Raw genomic sequence first — 15,087 nt, forward strand, 5'->3', positions numbered from 1 at the left:
GAGCGCACTGTATGGCTAGCGAATCGGGTTCCGGGGGCAGCACGAGCGGGCCCGATGACACCGACTCCCGGCCGATCTCGGTCTCGGAGTTGTTGGCCCGCAGCCGCGCGGAGGGCGCGCCGTCCGCCGCCCCGAACCGCGAGACCCGCAATCGACGTCGGGTCGGTCGCGAAGGTGCGGTCTCGGTGTCGGAGCTGACCGGCGAGATCCCGCGGGTGGCCTCCGCCGACGGCGAGACGCCCGCCCAGCCCGACCGGCCGGCGAGCCGTGCGGGCGCGTCCACCTCCAACCCGGGAGCCGCTCAGGCGCCTCGGGATCGCACCACACCGGTGGAGCAACCCTCCGAGCCGCCACCCGTCCGACCGGCCGCGCCGTTCCCGCGGTCCACCACACCGGTCGCTCGACGTCACGCCGACGATCGTGCATTCCCCGAACGCTCGCAGGCCCCGCAGACGCGCGCTCGCCCCCCGATCGCGGGCCCCCCGGCCGGCCGGTCGCCCGGACTGTCCTCGAGCGGGATGCCCGACTACGCCCAGCCGTCCACCCGCGACTTCAGCGCCGCCGATGTCGCCGACCGCAGCGCGCGGCCCACGGCTCCGACCGGGTCCGAGTCGCCGGACAAGGCGACCCGAGACAGCGAGAACGCGAACGCCGTCACCGGCATCATTCCGGTGGTCGACGACACCCCGGACGGGCTGGTGGTGATCGACTCCGACGACGTCGACGTGGTCGATCTCGCCGCACCCGGGGACACCGAGAACGCCACCGCCGGCCCGAACACCGCGAACAGAGCCGCCCCCGTCGACACACCGCCTGCCGACGACTTCGAGGCCTACCGCGCGTTCGCCGACATCGAGGAGGACGAGCCGGCGCCGCGTAAGGGGCTGTTCGGGCTGTCGAAGGGTCTGCGGAAGAAAAAGGACCGGTCGGCTCGCCCGGCTGCCGCCCGGGAACGGGAACGCCGCGCAGCCGAGGTCGTCGACGCAACCGGCGTCGACCACGCACCGACCGTCGACGAACAGTCGGGCCCGGCACAGGCCACCGCGCAGGTCGCTTCCGCTGACCACGTGGCCGCCGACGATGCGCCTACCGACGCCGGTTCCGACGACACCCAGAGCACGTCGGTGCTCGGCATGATGGCAGCCCCGGTGGTGGCGGACAGCGTTCGCGACGTCGCCGGCCCCACCGCAGTGTCGGACGCCGCAGAGTCCGAGACCGCAGAGTCCGAGGCCGCAGAGTCCGAGACCGCAGAGTCTGACACCCCAGCGTCGGACACGTCTACCCCCGACGACGATCGACCCGCCACTGAGCCGACCGCCGCCGCGTTGTCGGCGCCGACCGGGCCGCTGATCGATCAGCCGGCCGCCGAGCAGTCCGCGGACGCCGCGGCCACCACGGCCGACGACGATGCCGGCGAGCAATCACCGGTGCTCGCCTGGCTGTCGATCATCGGCCAGTCGCTGGCCGGCTTGGCCATCGGTGTGGGTCTCTTCTGGGGATTCACCGAGCTGTGGAAGTGGAATGTGTACTTCGCGCTGGTCCTGGCGGTGCTGGTGATCTTCGGCATCGTCACCTTCGCTCACCTGGTTCGCCGAACCAAGGACCTGACCACCACATTGCTCGCGTTGGGGGTGGCGCTGATCGTGACGATCGGTCCACTCGTGCTGCTGGCCACCTGACCGAATGACCCCACCACTCGTTCGCGACGAGATCGCCGTCGGTCTGTCCACGGCCTCGGTGTACCCGCAGAACACCGAGGCGGCATTCGTCTACGCTGCCGAACTCGGCTTCGACGGCGTCGAACTGATGGTGTGGGGTGAACCGGTCAGCCAGGACATCAAGCACGTCGAGTACTTGTCCGAGCGCTATCAGGTGCCGGTTCTGTCGGTGCATGCGCCGTGCCTGTTGATCTCGCAGCGGGTGTGGGGCCGCGATCCGTTGGTGAAGCTCGGGCGGTCGGTACAGGCGGCCGAGGATCTCGGGGCGCAGACTGTCGTGGTGCATCCGCCGTTTCGGTGGCAACGGGCCTACGTCGACGGTTTTGACGACCTGGTCGCCGAACTCGAGGACGACAGCGGGATCGCCATCGCGGTGGAGAACATGTTTCCGATGCGCGCCGATCGGCTGTTCGGTGCCGGGGAACGCTCGGCACGTCGACTCCGGCAACGCGGCGGCGGGCCGGGACCATCGGCATCGGCATTCGGCAAGTCCATCGACCCGACCGACGACGGCTACGCGCACTACACCCTCGACCTGTCCCACACGGCGACGGCGGGTGTGGATGCGCTCGCGATGTTCGATCGAATGGGCACGGGCCTGAACCATCTGCATCTCGCCGACGGGGACGGCGCGGCCACCGACGAACATCTGCTGCCCGGCGACGGTGATCAGCCCTGCGCGCAGGTGTGCCGCCGACTGGCCGACAGCGACTTCAGCGGAGCCGTTGTGCTCGAGGTCACAACGAGTTCGGCTCGCACCAAACCCGAACGCAGTGCGCTACTGGCACGTTCGCTAGATTTTGCGCGGCGGCACCTCGCACGGGGGCTGCCGTCCGACGATGCTGGGCGGGTGCGTTCCGAACGCAACTGAATCCCCGGCACTGCCGAGGAGGCGACGATCCATGAGTCAGAAGCTTGCCGACGTACTGGACCTCACCGAGGTGTCCCGGACGGGTGCCGATGCCATCACGTATCGCACGACCATCGATCCGGTGTTCACGATCGGACCGAAGGTCCACGGTGGGAGTTTGCAGATGGTGGTGGCGCACGCCGCGGCCCGGGCACTCGGCGAACTCGCCGCCGATGAGGCGGCCGGTGCGGGCGCGGACGCCAAGATGCCGGTCGCCATCACCAGCGACTACCTCACCGCGCCGGACGCCGCGGACGTCGACCTCGAGATCGTGGTCCGCAAGCGCGGTCGCACGGTGACGGTGATGACGGTCGACGCGGTGCAGAACGGCCGCACCATGGTGTCGTCGTCGGTGACCTGCGCGCGCCCCGACACCGGGGCGCCGCATCATTCGGCACCGACCGTCCTCGACGGCACCCCGGCCGAACCTCCCGTCGACGGCATCGGGTTGGACAACTCACCGATCGCGGAGGTCAACCATCTGGGCCCGGCCCTGGACCTGGTGCTCGACCCGGCGACCTTCCCGGTGGTGCGGGGAGAGACCGGCGAACCCGTGGTGCGTGGCTGGGTCCGCCCCAAGGGCAGTGAGCCCGACACCGATTTCGCCGTGCTGGTGTGTGACATCTCGCCGCCGGTGGTGATGAACCTCGCCCTGTTCGGGTGGGCGCCGACCGTGCAGTTGACCACTTACGTGCGACGTCACCCGGCGCCGGGGTGGCTGCGATTCGCCGCGACGAGCACCGAGGTGGGACCCGGAATGTTCGAGGAAGACCACCTCGTGGTGGACTCGACCGGAACGGTCGTCGCGCAGTCGCGGCAGCTGGCCCTCATCCCGCAGCGGTCGTGACCGCGACATCCGCGAGACCCGGAATCGAAAGACCAGACGTGAATTCAGAAAGGCCCACCTGTGAGTGAACGCATCGCCATCGTCGGCGGCGGCAAGATCGGCGAAGCGCTGCTGGCCGGACTGATCCAGTCCGGCAAGCAGACCAAGGACCTTGTCGTGGCCGAGAAGATGGACAAACGGGCCAAGGAGATCGCCGACGAGTACGGCGTGCTGGTCACCGACGTCACGTCGGCGGCCGAGGGCGCGCAGTACGTGTTCCTGGCCATCAAACCCGACGACGTCGATTCGGTCCTGCGTGAACTGTCCAGCGCCGACGACGACGCCGAGTCCGAGCGGGTGACCGTAACGCTGGTCGCCGGCCTGCCGTTGTCGCGCTACGAGAACGGTCTGCAGGCGGGTTCGCCGGTGGTGCGGGTGATGCCCAATACGCCGATGCTGGTCAACGAGGCCATGTCCGCGGTGTCGGTGGGCCGCTACGTCGGCGACGACCAACTCGCCGCGGTGGTGCGCCTGCTCGAGACGGTCGGCAAGGTGGCGGTGGTGCCCGAAAAGCAGATGGACGCGGTGACCGCGGTGTCCGGGTCGGGGCCGGCATATGTGTTCCTGATGGCCGAAGCGATGATCGACGCCGGTGTCGCTCTCGGGCTGAGCCGGCCGCAGGCCGCCGAACTGACCGTGCAGACGGTCCGCGGCGCCGGGCTGCTGCTCAGCGAGTCCGGGTTGTCGCCGGTGGACCTGCGGGCCGCGGTGACCTCACCCGGTGGAACCACCGCCGCGGCGATCCGACAGTTCGAGGCCAACGGCTTCCGTCACGGTGTCTACGAGGCCACCCGGGCGTGCGCGGCGGTCTCCAAGAAGGCCGGACATCGACCCGACGTTGAGGGTTTGGGAGGCGCCAACTCGGGCCGGAGCGACGTCGACGCCCCATGATTTTGGGGTAGATTCGCGGGAAACCCCAGGATGTGGGGGTGGGTGCCGGTTTCGGGCACATTTTTCACACAACTCACGTCGCTTTTTTCACATCAGCCACGCTAAGCTCCTTTAAGCACGTGCGTGTCTGGTGTCCGCCGGAGGGGAAGCCGGCGGCCGCGACGCGTGCTTCGGAGGTATGAGTAATTCATGGCACCTGCAGACAAGCCTGGTGACAGGACCGGCGCAGTGAGCAACGCGGCCTCGGGTTCGCAGTTCCTCACGGTCGCCGAGGTCGCATCCCTGATGCGCGTATCGAAGATGACGGTCTACCGGCTCGTGCACAGTGGCGAGCTCCCGGCCGTGCGCGTGGGCCGCTCGTTCCGAGTTCACGCCAAGGCCGTGCACGATTACCTGGAGACCTCGTACTTCGACGTCGGTTAGGCCGGCCCCGAATCGACCCGACTCCCTCGGCAGGTCGCACCGACGATGCGACCTGCCGAGGGAGTCGTGGCATATGCGACCCGATTTCTTCTGATCCACCCGATTTCTTCTGATCCACCCGATTTCTTCTGATCCACCCGATTTCTTCTGATCCACACCGACCGGTAATGTGGGAGGTCGCGTGCTGATGCCCCCGCGTCGCGTCATGCACCGGCTGGGCACACCAGAGAAATCAGTAGTAACCGCGTCAACTGTGAGGAAGCACCCAAATGGGTTCAGTGATCAAGAAGCGCCGCAAGCGCATGTCGAAGAAGAAGCACCGCAAGCTGCTACGACGTACCCGGGTGCAGCGTCGTAAACTCGGCAAATAGTCGTCGAAGAAGGGGCCCGACCGATGACGGTCGGGCCCCTTTTTCGTGTGTGGTGGCCGGGCGCGTCGCGGCCGCCGCAGCTAACCTGTGACCATGTCCGACGAGCAGTCCGCACCGCCCCGGACCGTCCTGGTCACGGGCGCGTCCACGTTCCTCGGCGGCTACCTGGTCGCGCGGCTGGCGGCCAACCCCGCCATCGAGCGGGTGCTCGCCGTCGACTCCCGGGTGCCGCGTAAGGACCTGCTGCGCCGGATGGGGCGCGCGGAGTTCCTGCGCCTGGACATCCGACGACCGGCCATCGCGAAGGCCATCGCCGGCTACGAGGTCGACACGGTGGTGCATGCGGCGACCTCGATCATGGAGACCGCACCGCATTCTGCCGCGATCAAGGAGTTCAACGTCGTCGGCGCGATGCAGGTGTGCGCGGCCGCTCAGCGCAGTCCGTCGGTCAAGCGGCTCATCCTGCGCTCCACCGCGATGGTCTACGGCGCCAGTGGGCGCGACCCGTCGCACTTCTCCGAGGAGACCCCCGCGCGCCGTGAACCCAAACGCGGATATGGGCGCGATCTGCTCGACATCGAGGGCTACGTGCGTGGTCTCGGTCGGCGCCGACAGGACATCGAGGTCACCATCGTGCGCCCGCAGGCGATCCTCGGCCCACGGATCAACACCCGGATGGGGTCGTATCTGTCCCTGCCCATCGTGCCGACGGTGATCGGCTACCAGCCGCGGCTGCAGTTCCTGCACGAGGAGGATGCGCTCGCGGCGATGGAACACGTGACGCTGACCGGCAAGCCGGGGACGTTCAACGTCTCCGGTGAGGGCGTGGTGACTCTGACACAGGCGATCCGTCGGATCGGGCACGTCGAACTGCCGGTGCCCAGCAGTCTGCTCGCGCCGATCACCGGCGTCTTCCAGGACCTGCGTTCGGCGAAGTTGCGCTCGAGTCAGACCGAGTACCTCACACACGGGCGCGTTCTCGATACGACGCGGATGCGGGTGGAGCTCGGCTTCGTGCCCAAGTTCACCACTCTCGAGACGGTCGACGACTTCATTGCGCGCGGTGGCTCGCAACCGGTCGTCGGTCCGGATGCGTGGCGTGCGTTCGAGCGGAAAGTCGTTGGCGCGGCGCATCAGCTGCAATGACGACAGTGATGTGAATGGCGACTAGTCCGATTTGTCTGCGACTTGCCGCACAATCAAGCACAACGGTGACGTAGCCTCTACACTTGGACGCCAGACCCACTCAGGGCGCGCGTACCATAGAGGCTGATCGCCGAAGTGGACGTCGGGGCTGATCAGATCAATGGACGCAGAGGTGAGGATCTTGGCAGGTGGCGGCGCGACGGACGCACGTACCGCGAAAGTGATCCAGCTGTATGCGACCCCTGGGGGCGCGGTGGATTCACGAGGCAGTCGCAACTCGGTCCGCGAGCAGGGGCGCCGGCGACATCCCAGTCAGCAAACCGGCGGAAACGTCACGAAATCGACGCCCGCGCAAGGAAAGTCTTCCCAACCGTCACAACTCGGACATCCCAACACCGATGGCTTCGGCAGGCCCGCGGCGCGGGTGACGCCGATCAGTGACGAGGTCCGACTGCCCGCCGAGTCGCTTGGTGTGGAACACCTCGGGCCCACCCGTTCGAGTCCGTTGTTCTCGCTGTCCGGATTGCGCGGTGCGGTGGCCGACTCGCTGACCGCCACCGCGGGCTTCATCCGGGAGCGGATGACCGGTGACTATGAGGTCGACGAGTTCGGCTTCGACCCGCATTTCACCGAGTCGGTGTGGTTCCCCGCGGTGCGACAAGTGTATGACAACTGGTTTCGGGTCGAGGTGTCCGGCGTCGAGAACCTCCCGGTGGAGGGCGGTGCGCTGCTGGTGGCCAACCATGCCGGCACCTTGCCGATCGATGCCGTGATGACCTCGCTGGCCGTCCGTGACAATCACCCCACCGGTCGGCACCTCCGACTTCTGGCCGCCGACATGGCTTTTGAGACTCCGGCGGTCGGTGAGGTGGCTCGCCGCATAGGAGCCACGGTAGCGTGCACCTCGGATGCCGACCGGCTGCTGCGGGCCGGCGAGCTGACCGCGGTGTGGCCCGAGGGATACAAAGGGATCGGCAAGCTCTACAAGGACCGCTACAAGCTGCAACGGTTCGGGCGCGGCGGGTTCGTCACCACGGCCCTGCGCAACGCGTCGCCGATCATCCCGGTCTCCATCGTCGGGTCCGAAGAGATCTACCCGATGCTCGCCGACCTCAAGCCACTCGCCAAAGTTCTTGGGCTGCCGTACTTTCCGATCACACCGACCTTCCCGTGGCTGGGACCGCTGGGTGTGGTGCCGCTACCGTCCAAGTGGCACATACACTTCGGCCGTCCCATCGAGACCGGCTCTTATGACGAGTCGTCGGCCGACGACCCGATGGTGGTCTTCGACCTCACTGACCACGTCCGCGAGGAAATCCAGCAGACCTTGTTCCGGATGCTCAGTCGCCGCGGTAGCGTCTACTTCGGCTGAGGTGCGGGCCCGATCCCTGAGAAGCGAGGCGCGCCGGCCGAGCGTCGCGAAGGGGACGGGGTAGATGAAGGCGGTTGCGTGTCAGCACGGTGAGCTCTCGGTGGTCGAACTCCCCACCCCGACACCCGGACCTGGCCAGGTGCTGATTCGGGTCATCCGCGCCGGCATCTGCGGGTCCGATCTGCACGCGCGCACCCATGGCGATGCGAGTGCCGACGTCGCCGCCGAGGTCGGCTATCCCGACTTCATGCGCTCGACCGAGTCGGTGGTGATGGGTCACGAGTTCACCGGCGACGTCGTCTCCTACGGCCCGAAGTGCCGCCGACGCTGGGCGCCGGGAACGCCGGTGGTGTCGGTACCGATGATCAAACACGGCGACGACGCCCATCTGACCGGGTTGTCGGCGCAGGCGGCGGGTGCTTACGCCGACCTGATGCTGGTCTCCGAGGATCTCACCATGCCGGTGCCCGACGGGGTGCCCGCGGAGTTGGCCGCCCTCACCGAGCCGCTGGCCGTCGCCCATCACGCCGTGCGTCGCGGAGATGTCGGCAAACGTGATGTGGCGGTGGTGATCGGCTGCGGACCCATCGGCCTGGCCGTGATCCTGATGCTCAAGGCGGCCGGGGTGCGGACCGTGGTGGCCTCCGACCTTTCGGCCGGCCGGCGGGATCTGGCGTGGCGCTGCGGCGCCGACGTCGTGGTGGACCCACGGTCGGAATCACCGTGGCAGGCCGCCGCCCAGAAGCGCCGCTACCTCACCAGTGCGTCCGACCTGTTCGACACCGCATTCTCCGCCATGCACGATCTGCAGCGCATCCCCGGGCTACCGTGGGCGAAGGTGATGCGGGCCGCCGAACGGGTCGGCGCCACCCCGCAGGGGCCGGTGGTGTTCGAATGCGTCGGAGTGCCCGGCATCATCGAGGACATCTGCTCGCACGCACCGTTCCGTTCGCGGGTGGTGGTGGTCGGGGTGTGTATGCAGCCGGACACCTTCCGGCCGGCCATGCCGATCAACAAGGAGATCGAGCTGCGCTTTGTATTCGCTTACGATCCAGGAGAATTCCACGACACGCTGCAGATGATCGCCGATCAGAAGGTGGACCCGCGTCCGCTGATCACCGCGACCGTCGGTCTCGGCGGTGTCGCGGCCGCCTTCGAGGCGCTCCGATCGGCTGAACACCACGCGAAGGTGCTCATCGATCCGACCTCCGACGAGACCGGTTTGTGAATCAGCCCTCTTCAGCGGGCACCCGCCCGGCCCGGACCGCCTCGACCAGCGTCTCATGGTCCGCCTCGGTGCGGTCGGCGTAGCGCACCGCGTACCGGCCGATCACCTCGTCGAGATCGGAGTCGTCCTCGAAGTAGCCGGCGAGCAGTCGCGGGTCCAGCGACCGCGCGTGCGCGCGGGCCAGCAGGGCTCCGGCCAGGCGGCCGTAATCGTCGAGGTGGTCGCGTTCCAACCCAGTGGGGTCGATGTCGCCCTTGAGATTTCGGAACTGTCGCACGATGTAGGGCCGGTCGTCGATGGTGGTCCAGCCCAGCAGGATATCGGTTTCGGATTGGACCAGGCGGGCGCCGCGGACGATCCGCTTGCCTTCGTGCCGGGGCGTCGCCGCCGGTAGAAACGGGGCCAACGCCGAGGGCTGGGCCTGCTTGAGTTGCAGCACCAGGACCTCGTCGTGGTTGCCCAGCAGCAGCGCCACATAGTTGCGCAGACCCACGCTTCCGGTGCCGACGATACGGAACGCGACGTCGGCGACGGAATACCGCGCCATGAGCGTGCGACGCGACTCGCGCAGCGTGTCGGCGTACCGTTCGAGGCCGTCGACGACGGCGTCGGACACGGCTGGGTCGACTGCGGTCAGGATCGGCGGGTCGGAGACGAAACGTCTGCTGCGAATGCCGGTTTCGTGGTCGTCGAGATGCTCGGTCCACTTCGCGGCGACCTTCGCGCTGGTGTTGCGTCGCGCTTTCTTCGCCGCCTTCGCGAAGTCGTCGAGCAACTCGTCGGCCTTCACCCGCTCCAGTGCCGATTCGTCGGGCAGCGCGTTCCAGGACCGCAGGAATCCCACCTCCGCCAGCCCGCGCATGGTGCGGCGGTACGACTTCACCGAGTCCTCGGCGGCGTCGACACAGCCGGACTCGGCAACGCCGCCCTCGCGTCCGGCGAGCACCAGGCTGGTCGCCAGACGTTTCAGATCCCATTCCCACGGACCCTCGATGGTCTCGTCGAAATCGTTGATGTCCATCACGATCTGGCCGTCGGGGGTGCCGTAGAGACCGAAGTTCGCGGCATGTGCGTCCCCGCACAGCTGCGCGGTCAGACCGGTGGCCGGTGAACCCGCGAGGTCGGCGGCCATCAAGCCGGCCGAGCCGCGGAAGAAGGTGAACGGCGAGGCGATCATCCGCCCGACGCGCAATCCGATCAAATGCTCGAGACGGTTCGCGTTGGAGTGCGCGATGAAGTCGAGGACGGTAGGTCGGGTGGCCGACACCGCGGCGTGATCGTGGGCGTCGATGGGGACGTCGGCCCGCAGCGCGCGGCCCTCGGCGCGGCGCTCGTCGTGGTCCACCCGGGTACGTAGGTCGATGCGGCTTCGCTTGTCGGTCATGGCGCTCGGCTCAACCGCGATGCTGCCGGATCATCCTGGTCGCCGTCGCCGCGCCGGCGCCGGCGGCACCGAGCACCAACGCCGTGGTGGCGCCGTACTTGGCCGCCTTGCGCGCGGTACGGAAGTCGTAGATCTCCCAGCCGCGAACCTTGGCCACATCGCGCAGGTCGGCGTCGGGGTTTATCGCGACCGCCGTGCCGACCAGCGACAGCATCGGCACATCGTTGTGCGAATCCGAATACGCGGTGCAGCGCTTGAGATTCAGGCCCTCCCGGATGGCCAGGGCGCGCACCGCATGCGCCTTGCCGGGGCCGTGCAGGATGTCGCCGACCAACCGGCCGGTGAACACTCCGTCGACACTCTCGGCCACTGTGCCCAACGCTCCGGTCAGACCGAGTCGTTCGGCGATGGTCTGCGCGAGTTCCACGGGGGTGGCGGTCACCAACCACACTTGCTGACCCGCGTCGAGGTGGCGCTGCGCGAGGGCGCGGGTGCCGGGCCAGATCTTCTCGGCGATGTAATCGTCGTAGATGTCCTCACCGAGTTCGACGAGCTCTGAGGTTCGCCGCCCGGCGATGAACGACAGAGCCTTCTCCCGGCCCTGCGCCACGTCGTCGGCGTTCTCCTTGCCGGTGATCTGGAACTTCGCCTGCGTCCAGGCGAAGTCGAAGATGTCGCCGTAGGTGAAGTACTTGTGGGCGGCCAGACCGCGCGCGAAGTGGATGATCGACGCGCCCTGCACCAGCGTGTTGTCCACGTCGAAGAACGCCGCGGCGGTCAGATCACGCGGGGTGTCGGTCGGCTCGATGTCGTCGGACGGACGTGCGCGCAGCGAGTCGACCGCCGCCTTCGCACTTGCCTCACCGGCCAGCGACTGACGCAGCTCGTGCGCGGTCTGACGGAAGCGGCCGCTGGTGGCGCGGGCACGTTCGGCGATCCAGGTGGCGACCCGCGACTGCTCTTCCTCGTCGGGATCGTCGTCGCCGTCCTCGCCGGAATCGTCGCGGTGCGCCCCATCGGGATCCATCGCGTCGGCGTGGGCTTCCCAGTCCTCCCCGTCGATCACGTCGTCTGGGTCGATCACGTCGTCTGCGTCGGCCACGTCCGCACCGTCGATGACGACGTCGTCGGGGGAGTGGTCGGTCGACTCCTCGGCCTCGTCGTGGGCCGGCTCGGTCGGATCATCCGCACCGGAGCCCGGGACCTCGGCCACGGCTCACCTCCACTCCGCTCATGTCGATCGGACAACCCACAGTAGCCACGCACAAGCGTAGTCGGGACCGATTGCGAGGGGTGACACACTGGTGTGCGAGACCGGCCGCCTGCGGAGCGCGGCGATGGTGCAGACGACCCGAGGAGGATGTCGTGGCGTTGACCCTGCTGACCCGGGACGGGTGCTCGTTGTGCCGCACGGCCCACACCGAATTGACGCGTATCTGTACAGATCTCGGACTCGAATTCGACGAGGTGGACGTCGACCGACTGGCCGCCGACGGCGATGCGGCCTTGCGTGCCGAGTTCGGTGACCGGCTGCCGGTGGTGCTGCTCGACGGCGAGGAGCACAGCTACTGGGAGGTGGACGAACCCCGGTTGCGGGCCGACCTCGCGACCCGCCGCGCGGCGGGCAGATGAACGGCAGGGGTGGGGCCGGGTAAGAACACGTTATCGCGCGGTATACCCTGACCTGAGGTATAGGGGGTTCACAGCCAGGCAGGGCGGGCCGGAAGAGGGTGACCACAGCGTGAGCGGCAGTGCGACCGAGATCCCCGAACCGACGGTGACCCGGCTCGCGACCTATCTGCACGTGCTGCACTCGTTCGGTCAACGCGGCGTCCTGGTGGCCTCCAGCGGGCAACTGGCCACCGCCGCCGGCGTGAACCCCGCCATTCTGCGCAAAGACCTGTCCCATGTGGGCGCCAACGGGGTGCGCGGCGTCGGCTACGACGTCGGACGCCTCACCGCGCGGATCTCGATGGTCCTGCACACCGACAGCACCCACACCGTCGCGCTCGCCGGTGCCGGATGGCTGGGCCGCGCCCTGTTGGCCCACGCCGGGTTCGGACGAGGGTTCCGCGTCGCGGCGATGTTCGACGCCGACCCCGACGTGGTGGGCACCGTGGTGACACCGGAGGGCCCGCAGGTCGCCGCACTGTCCACGATTGCCGAGGTCTGTGCAGGTCACGGTGGGGAGCCGATCGAAATCGCGGTCATCGCGACTACCGACGCCGACGCGCAGACGGCCTGCGACGCGTTCGTCGGAGCGGGTGTGCGGCAACTGTTGAACGTCACGCCGACGACACTGAACACGGACTCCGATGTCGTCGTGAGACAGGTTGATCTAGCCTTGGAGCTACAGGTGTTGGCGTTCAACGCGACGCGTTCGCGTGTCCGCCGACCAGTCATGGGTGAGGAAACGGTGACGGCGTGAGTGTTTTGTTGTTCGGGGTCTCGCACCGCAGCGCACCGGTCGAGGTGCTCGAGCGGCTGACGGTCTCCGACCATGATCGGCCCAAACTCGTCGACGAATTGTTGTCGTCGCGGGCCATATCGGAAGCGATGCTGGTCTCCACCTGCAACCGGGTGGAGATCTACGCGGTCGTCGACGCCTTCCACCCGGCGCTCGAATCGGTGGGCGCGGTCCTCGGTGACCACTCGGGCATGACCGTCAACGAGATGACCCGCCACGCCTACGTGCGGTACTCCGAGGCCGCCGTCGAGCATCTGTTCACCGTCGCCGCGGGCCTCGACTCGCTGGTCGTCGGCGAACAACAGATCCTCGGCCAGATCCGCAACGCCTACCTCGACGCCGACTCGAACAAGTCCGCCGGCCGGGTGCTGCACGAGCTCGCCCAGCAGGCACTGCGAGTCGGCAAACGTGTGCACACCGAGACCGGCATCGACCGCGCCGGTGCATCGGTGGTGTCGGTGGCCCTGCACCGGGCCCAGTCGCTGCTGACCCGCGAAGGCGCTCACATGCGCTCGGCGGTCGTCGTCGGCGCCGGTGCGATGGGTGGCCTGGCCACCGCGCAACTCGCCCGCGAAGGCGTGAACGACCTGGTCGTGGTCAACCGCACCGTGGCCAACGCCGAACATCTCGCCGGCAACGTCGCCGCCAACCACGGCATCTCGGTGCGCGGTGTCGGCCTCGACGATCTACCCGCCGCGATGGCCACCGCCGACGTCGTGGTGACCTGTACCGGCTCGGTCGGCTCGGTCGTGGGGGTCGGTGAGGTGCATTCGGCGCTGGCCGCCCGCAGCGACCACCGGCCGCTGGTCATCTGCGACCTCGGTCTGCCCCGCAACGTCGACCCGGCCGCCGGCCGACTGCCGCGCGTGCACGTGGTGGACATCGAGGGCCTGCGTGGTGACTCCGAGACCCAGGCCGCGGAGAACGACACGTCCGCGGCGCGCTCGATCGTCGCCGCCGAACTCGCCGACTACCTCACCCATCAGCGTCAGGCCGAGGTCACGCCCACCGTGGCCGCGCTGCGGCAGCGTGCCGCCGAGGTCGTGGAAGCCGAGATCCTGCGCCTCGATGCGCGGCTGCCCGAGCTCGACGATCCGCAACGCGACGAGGTCGCCAAGACGGTGCGCCGCGTCGTCGACAAGCTGCTGCACGCGCCGACCGTGCGGGTCAAACAACTCGCCTCCACCCCCAACGGCGACCACTACGCCGAGGCGCTGCGGGAACTGTTCGAACTCGCGCCGGGCGCCACCGAGTCGGTGTCGGCCCCCGAGGTCGGTGGGCTGGTCACACCCGACACCGGACTCGTCGACCGCGACCGCGGAGACAAGTGAGCGCGCCGACCGGCCAGAACGTGATCCGCATCGGCACGCGGGGTTCACTGCTGGCCCGAACCCAGGCTCAGACCGTCGCCGACGCCCTGATCGCGGCCGGCCACCCGGCCGAACTGGTCATCATCAAGACCGCCGGTGACGCATCGCAGGCCCCGGTCGCCGAGATCGGGGTGGGGGTGTTCACCACCGCCATCCGCGTTGCGCTGCAAAACCGCGAGGTCGACGTCGCGATCCACTCCTACAAGGATCTGCCGACCGCCCCCGAACCTGGGCTCGTCATCCCGGCGATCCCGCCCCGCGAAGATCCCCGAGATGCCCTGGTCAGCCGGGGTGGGATGGTGCTCGGCGAGCTGCCGCCGGGGTCCACGGTGGGCACCTCGGCGCCGCGCCGGGCGGCACAGCTTAGAGCATTGGGTCTCGGTTTGGAAATCCGCCCCCTACGAGGCAACCTTGATTCTCGGTTGGGCAAAGTCGCCAGCGGTGAACTCGACGCAGTCGTGGTCGCCCGGGCCGGTCTGGTGAGGATCGGCAGAGCCGACGAGGTCACCGAGTCGCTGGACCCGGTGGTCCTGCTACCGGCACCGGCACAGGGCGCCTTGGCGGTGGAGTGCCGCTCCGACGATGCCGAACTGGTGAGAATACTCGCCGAGTTGGACGACGCGTCCACACGTGCGGCGATCGATGCCGAGCGGGCAGTGCTCGCGGCCCTGGAGGCCGGGTGCACCGCACCGATCGGGGCGATCGCCGAGGTGGTCGAGTCGATCGACGACGACGGGCGGATCTTCGCCGAACTGTCACTGCGTGCCGCAGTGGCGGCGGAGGACGGATCAGATGTGATCCGGGCTTCGGTGGTGGGACCGGTCGGACGCGCGGAACAACTCGGCAAGGATCTCGCCGCCGAACTGCTGGAGTTGGGAGCGGGCGAGCTCGTATCGCATCTCCGGTAGCAGAAGGAACTGC

Annotated in this window: 15 protein-coding genes; 13 read left to right on the plus strand and 2 right to left on the minus strand. The window is 68.2% G+C overall.

Features of this window, described 5'->3' with window-relative positions; translation table 11 throughout:
• Positions 1–11: 11 nt before the first annotated feature.
• The 9 genes from OSB52_RS02780 (at position 12) to OSB52_RS02820 (ending at position 8,945) form a co-directional block, all read left to right on the plus strand.
• On the plus strand, positions 12–1,679 hold the full coding sequence (locus tag OSB52_RS02780) for an Rv0497 family membrane protein (RefSeq protein WP_266060064.1): 1,668 nt from the start codon (positions 12–14) through the stop codon (positions 1,677–1,679).
• Positions 1,680–1,683: 4 nt separating this feature from the next.
• The gene (locus OSB52_RS02785) at positions 1,684–2,589 is read left to right on the plus strand and encodes a sugar phosphate isomerase/epimerase family protein (RefSeq protein ID WP_266060066.1); all 906 of its coding nucleotides are present in this window, start codon (positions 1,684–1,686) and stop codon (positions 2,587–2,589) included.
• A gap of 31 nt (positions 2,590–2,620) precedes the next feature.
• The gene (locus tag OSB52_RS02790) at positions 2,621–3,475 is read left to right on the plus strand and encodes a thioesterase family protein (RefSeq protein ID WP_266060067.1); all 855 of its coding nucleotides are present in this window, start codon (positions 2,621–2,623) and stop codon (positions 3,473–3,475) included.
• 60 nt (positions 3,476–3,535) lie between these two features.
• Entirely contained in the window at positions 3,536–4,405 is an 870-nt protein-coding gene (gene proC, locus OSB52_RS02795) for a pyrroline-5-carboxylate reductase (protein WP_235724113.1), read from the plus strand.
• A gap of 189 nt (positions 4,406–4,594) precedes the next feature.
• Complete coding sequence (locus OSB52_RS02800) at positions 4,595–4,828, plus strand: helix-turn-helix domain-containing protein (protein ID WP_160900212.1); 234 nt, start codon at positions 4,595–4,597, stop codon at positions 4,826–4,828.
• A gap of 269 nt (positions 4,829–5,097) precedes the next feature.
• Positions 5,098–5,199 carry a 30S ribosomal protein bS22 gene (locus tag OSB52_RS02805; RefSeq protein WP_003402602.1) on the plus strand — a complete coding sequence of 34 codons (102 nt, stop codon included), beginning with the start codon at positions 5,098–5,100 and terminating at the stop codon, positions 5,197–5,199.
• Between the two features lie 93 nt (positions 5,200–5,292).
• The gene (locus tag OSB52_RS02810; RefSeq protein ID WP_266060070.1) at positions 5,293–6,345 is read left to right on the plus strand and encodes an NAD-dependent epimerase/dehydratase family protein; all 1,053 of its coding nucleotides are present in this window, start codon (positions 5,293–5,295) and stop codon (positions 6,343–6,345) included.
• Between the two features lie 160 nt (positions 6,346–6,505).
• Complete coding sequence (locus tag OSB52_RS02815) at positions 6,506–7,717, plus strand: lysophospholipid acyltransferase family protein (RefSeq protein ID WP_266060072.1); 1,212 nt, start codon at positions 6,506–6,508, stop codon at positions 7,715–7,717.
• Between the two features lie 64 nt (positions 7,718–7,781).
• On the plus strand, positions 7,782–8,945 hold the full coding sequence (locus tag OSB52_RS02820) for a zinc-binding dehydrogenase (RefSeq protein WP_235724110.1): 1,164 nt from the start codon (positions 7,782–7,784) through the stop codon (positions 8,943–8,945).
• Position 8,946: 1 nt separating this feature from the next.
• Here the strand turns inward: OSB52_RS02820 and OSB52_RS02825 are convergent, their stop codons facing one another.
• Both OSB52_RS02825 and OSB52_RS02830 read right to left on the minus strand, forming a co-directional pair.
• Positions 8,947–10,329, minus strand: a complete 1,383-nt coding sequence (locus OSB52_RS02825) for a DUF2252 domain-containing protein (RefSeq protein WP_266060073.1) — start codon at positions 10,327–10,329, stop codon at positions 8,947–8,949.
• Positions 10,330–10,339: 10 nt separating this feature from the next.
• Positions 10,340–11,542 (minus strand): HAD family hydrolase, encoded by a 1,203-nt coding sequence (locus tag OSB52_RS02830; RefSeq protein ID WP_372512306.1) that lies wholly within the window; start codon positions 11,540–11,542, stop codon positions 10,340–10,342.
• Positions 11,543–11,694: 152 nt separating this feature from the next.
• Here OSB52_RS02830 and OSB52_RS02835 point away from each other — a divergent pair, with 152 nt between their 5' ends.
• The 4 genes from OSB52_RS02835 to hemC all read left to right on the plus strand — a co-directional run bounded on the left by OSB52_RS02835 (position 11,695) and on the right by hemC (position 15,074).
• Positions 11,695–11,961 (plus strand): glutaredoxin family protein, encoded by a 267-nt coding sequence (locus OSB52_RS02835; RefSeq protein ID WP_266060074.1) that lies wholly within the window; start codon positions 11,695–11,697, stop codon positions 11,959–11,961.
• Between the two features lie 109 nt (positions 11,962–12,070).
• The gene (locus OSB52_RS02840; protein ID WP_266060075.1) at positions 12,071–12,757 is read left to right on the plus strand and encodes a redox-sensing transcriptional repressor Rex; all 687 of its coding nucleotides are present in this window, start codon (positions 12,071–12,073) and stop codon (positions 12,755–12,757) included.
• A complete protein-coding gene (locus OSB52_RS02845; RefSeq protein ID WP_235724106.1) occupies positions 12,754–14,127 on the plus strand; it encodes a glutamyl-tRNA reductase in 1,374 nt (457 codons plus the stop codon). The genes OSB52_RS02840 and OSB52_RS02845 overlap by 4 nt, the downstream gene beginning before the upstream one ends.
• Positions 14,124–15,074 carry a hydroxymethylbilane synthase gene (gene hemC / locus OSB52_RS02850; protein WP_235724105.1) on the plus strand — a complete coding sequence of 317 codons (951 nt, stop codon included), beginning with the start codon at positions 14,124–14,126 and terminating at the stop codon, positions 15,072–15,074. The genes OSB52_RS02845 and hemC overlap by 4 nt, the downstream gene beginning before the upstream one ends.
• The last annotated feature ends 13 nt before the right edge of the window (positions 15,075–15,087 follow it).

The sequence above is a fragment of the Gordonia aquimaris genome (genome assembly GCF_026262595.1).
Classification (GTDB): Bacteria; Actinomycetota; Actinomycetes; order Mycobacteriales; family Mycobacteriaceae; genus Gordonia; species Gordonia tangerina.

Coding starts and splice junctions, on each gene's coding strand:
- OSB52_RS02800 (WP_160900212.1), top strand. CDS start 4,595: ATGGCACCTGCAGACAAGCCTGGTGACAGGACCGGCGCAGTGAGCAAC.
- OSB52_RS02780 (WP_266060064.1), top strand. CDS start 12: ATGGCTAGCGAATCGGGTTCCGGGGGCAGCACGAGCGGGCCCGATGAC.
- OSB52_RS02825 (WP_266060073.1), bottom strand. CDS start 10,329: ATGACCGACAAGCGAAGCCGCATCGACCTACGTACCCGGGTGGACCAC.
- OSB52_RS02805 (WP_003402602.1), top strand. CDS start 5,098: ATGGGTTCAGTGATCAAGAAGCGCCGCAAGCGCATGTCGAAGAAGAAG.
- OSB52_RS02790 (WP_266060067.1), top strand. CDS start 2,621: ATGAGTCAGAAGCTTGCCGACGTACTGGACCTCACCGAGGTGTCCCGG.
- OSB52_RS02810 (WP_266060070.1), top strand. CDS start 5,293: ATGTCCGACGAGCAGTCCGCACCGCCCCGGACCGTCCTGGTCACGGGC.
- OSB52_RS02815 (WP_266060072.1), top strand. CDS start 6,506: ATGGACGCAGAGGTGAGGATCTTGGCAGGTGGCGGCGCGACGGACGCA.
- OSB52_RS02785 (WP_266060066.1), top strand. CDS start 1,684: ATGACCCCACCACTCGTTCGCGACGAGATCGCCGTCGGTCTGTCCACG.
- OSB52_RS02820 (WP_235724110.1), top strand. CDS start 7,782: ATGAAGGCGGTTGCGTGTCAGCACGGTGAGCTCTCGGTGGTCGAACTC.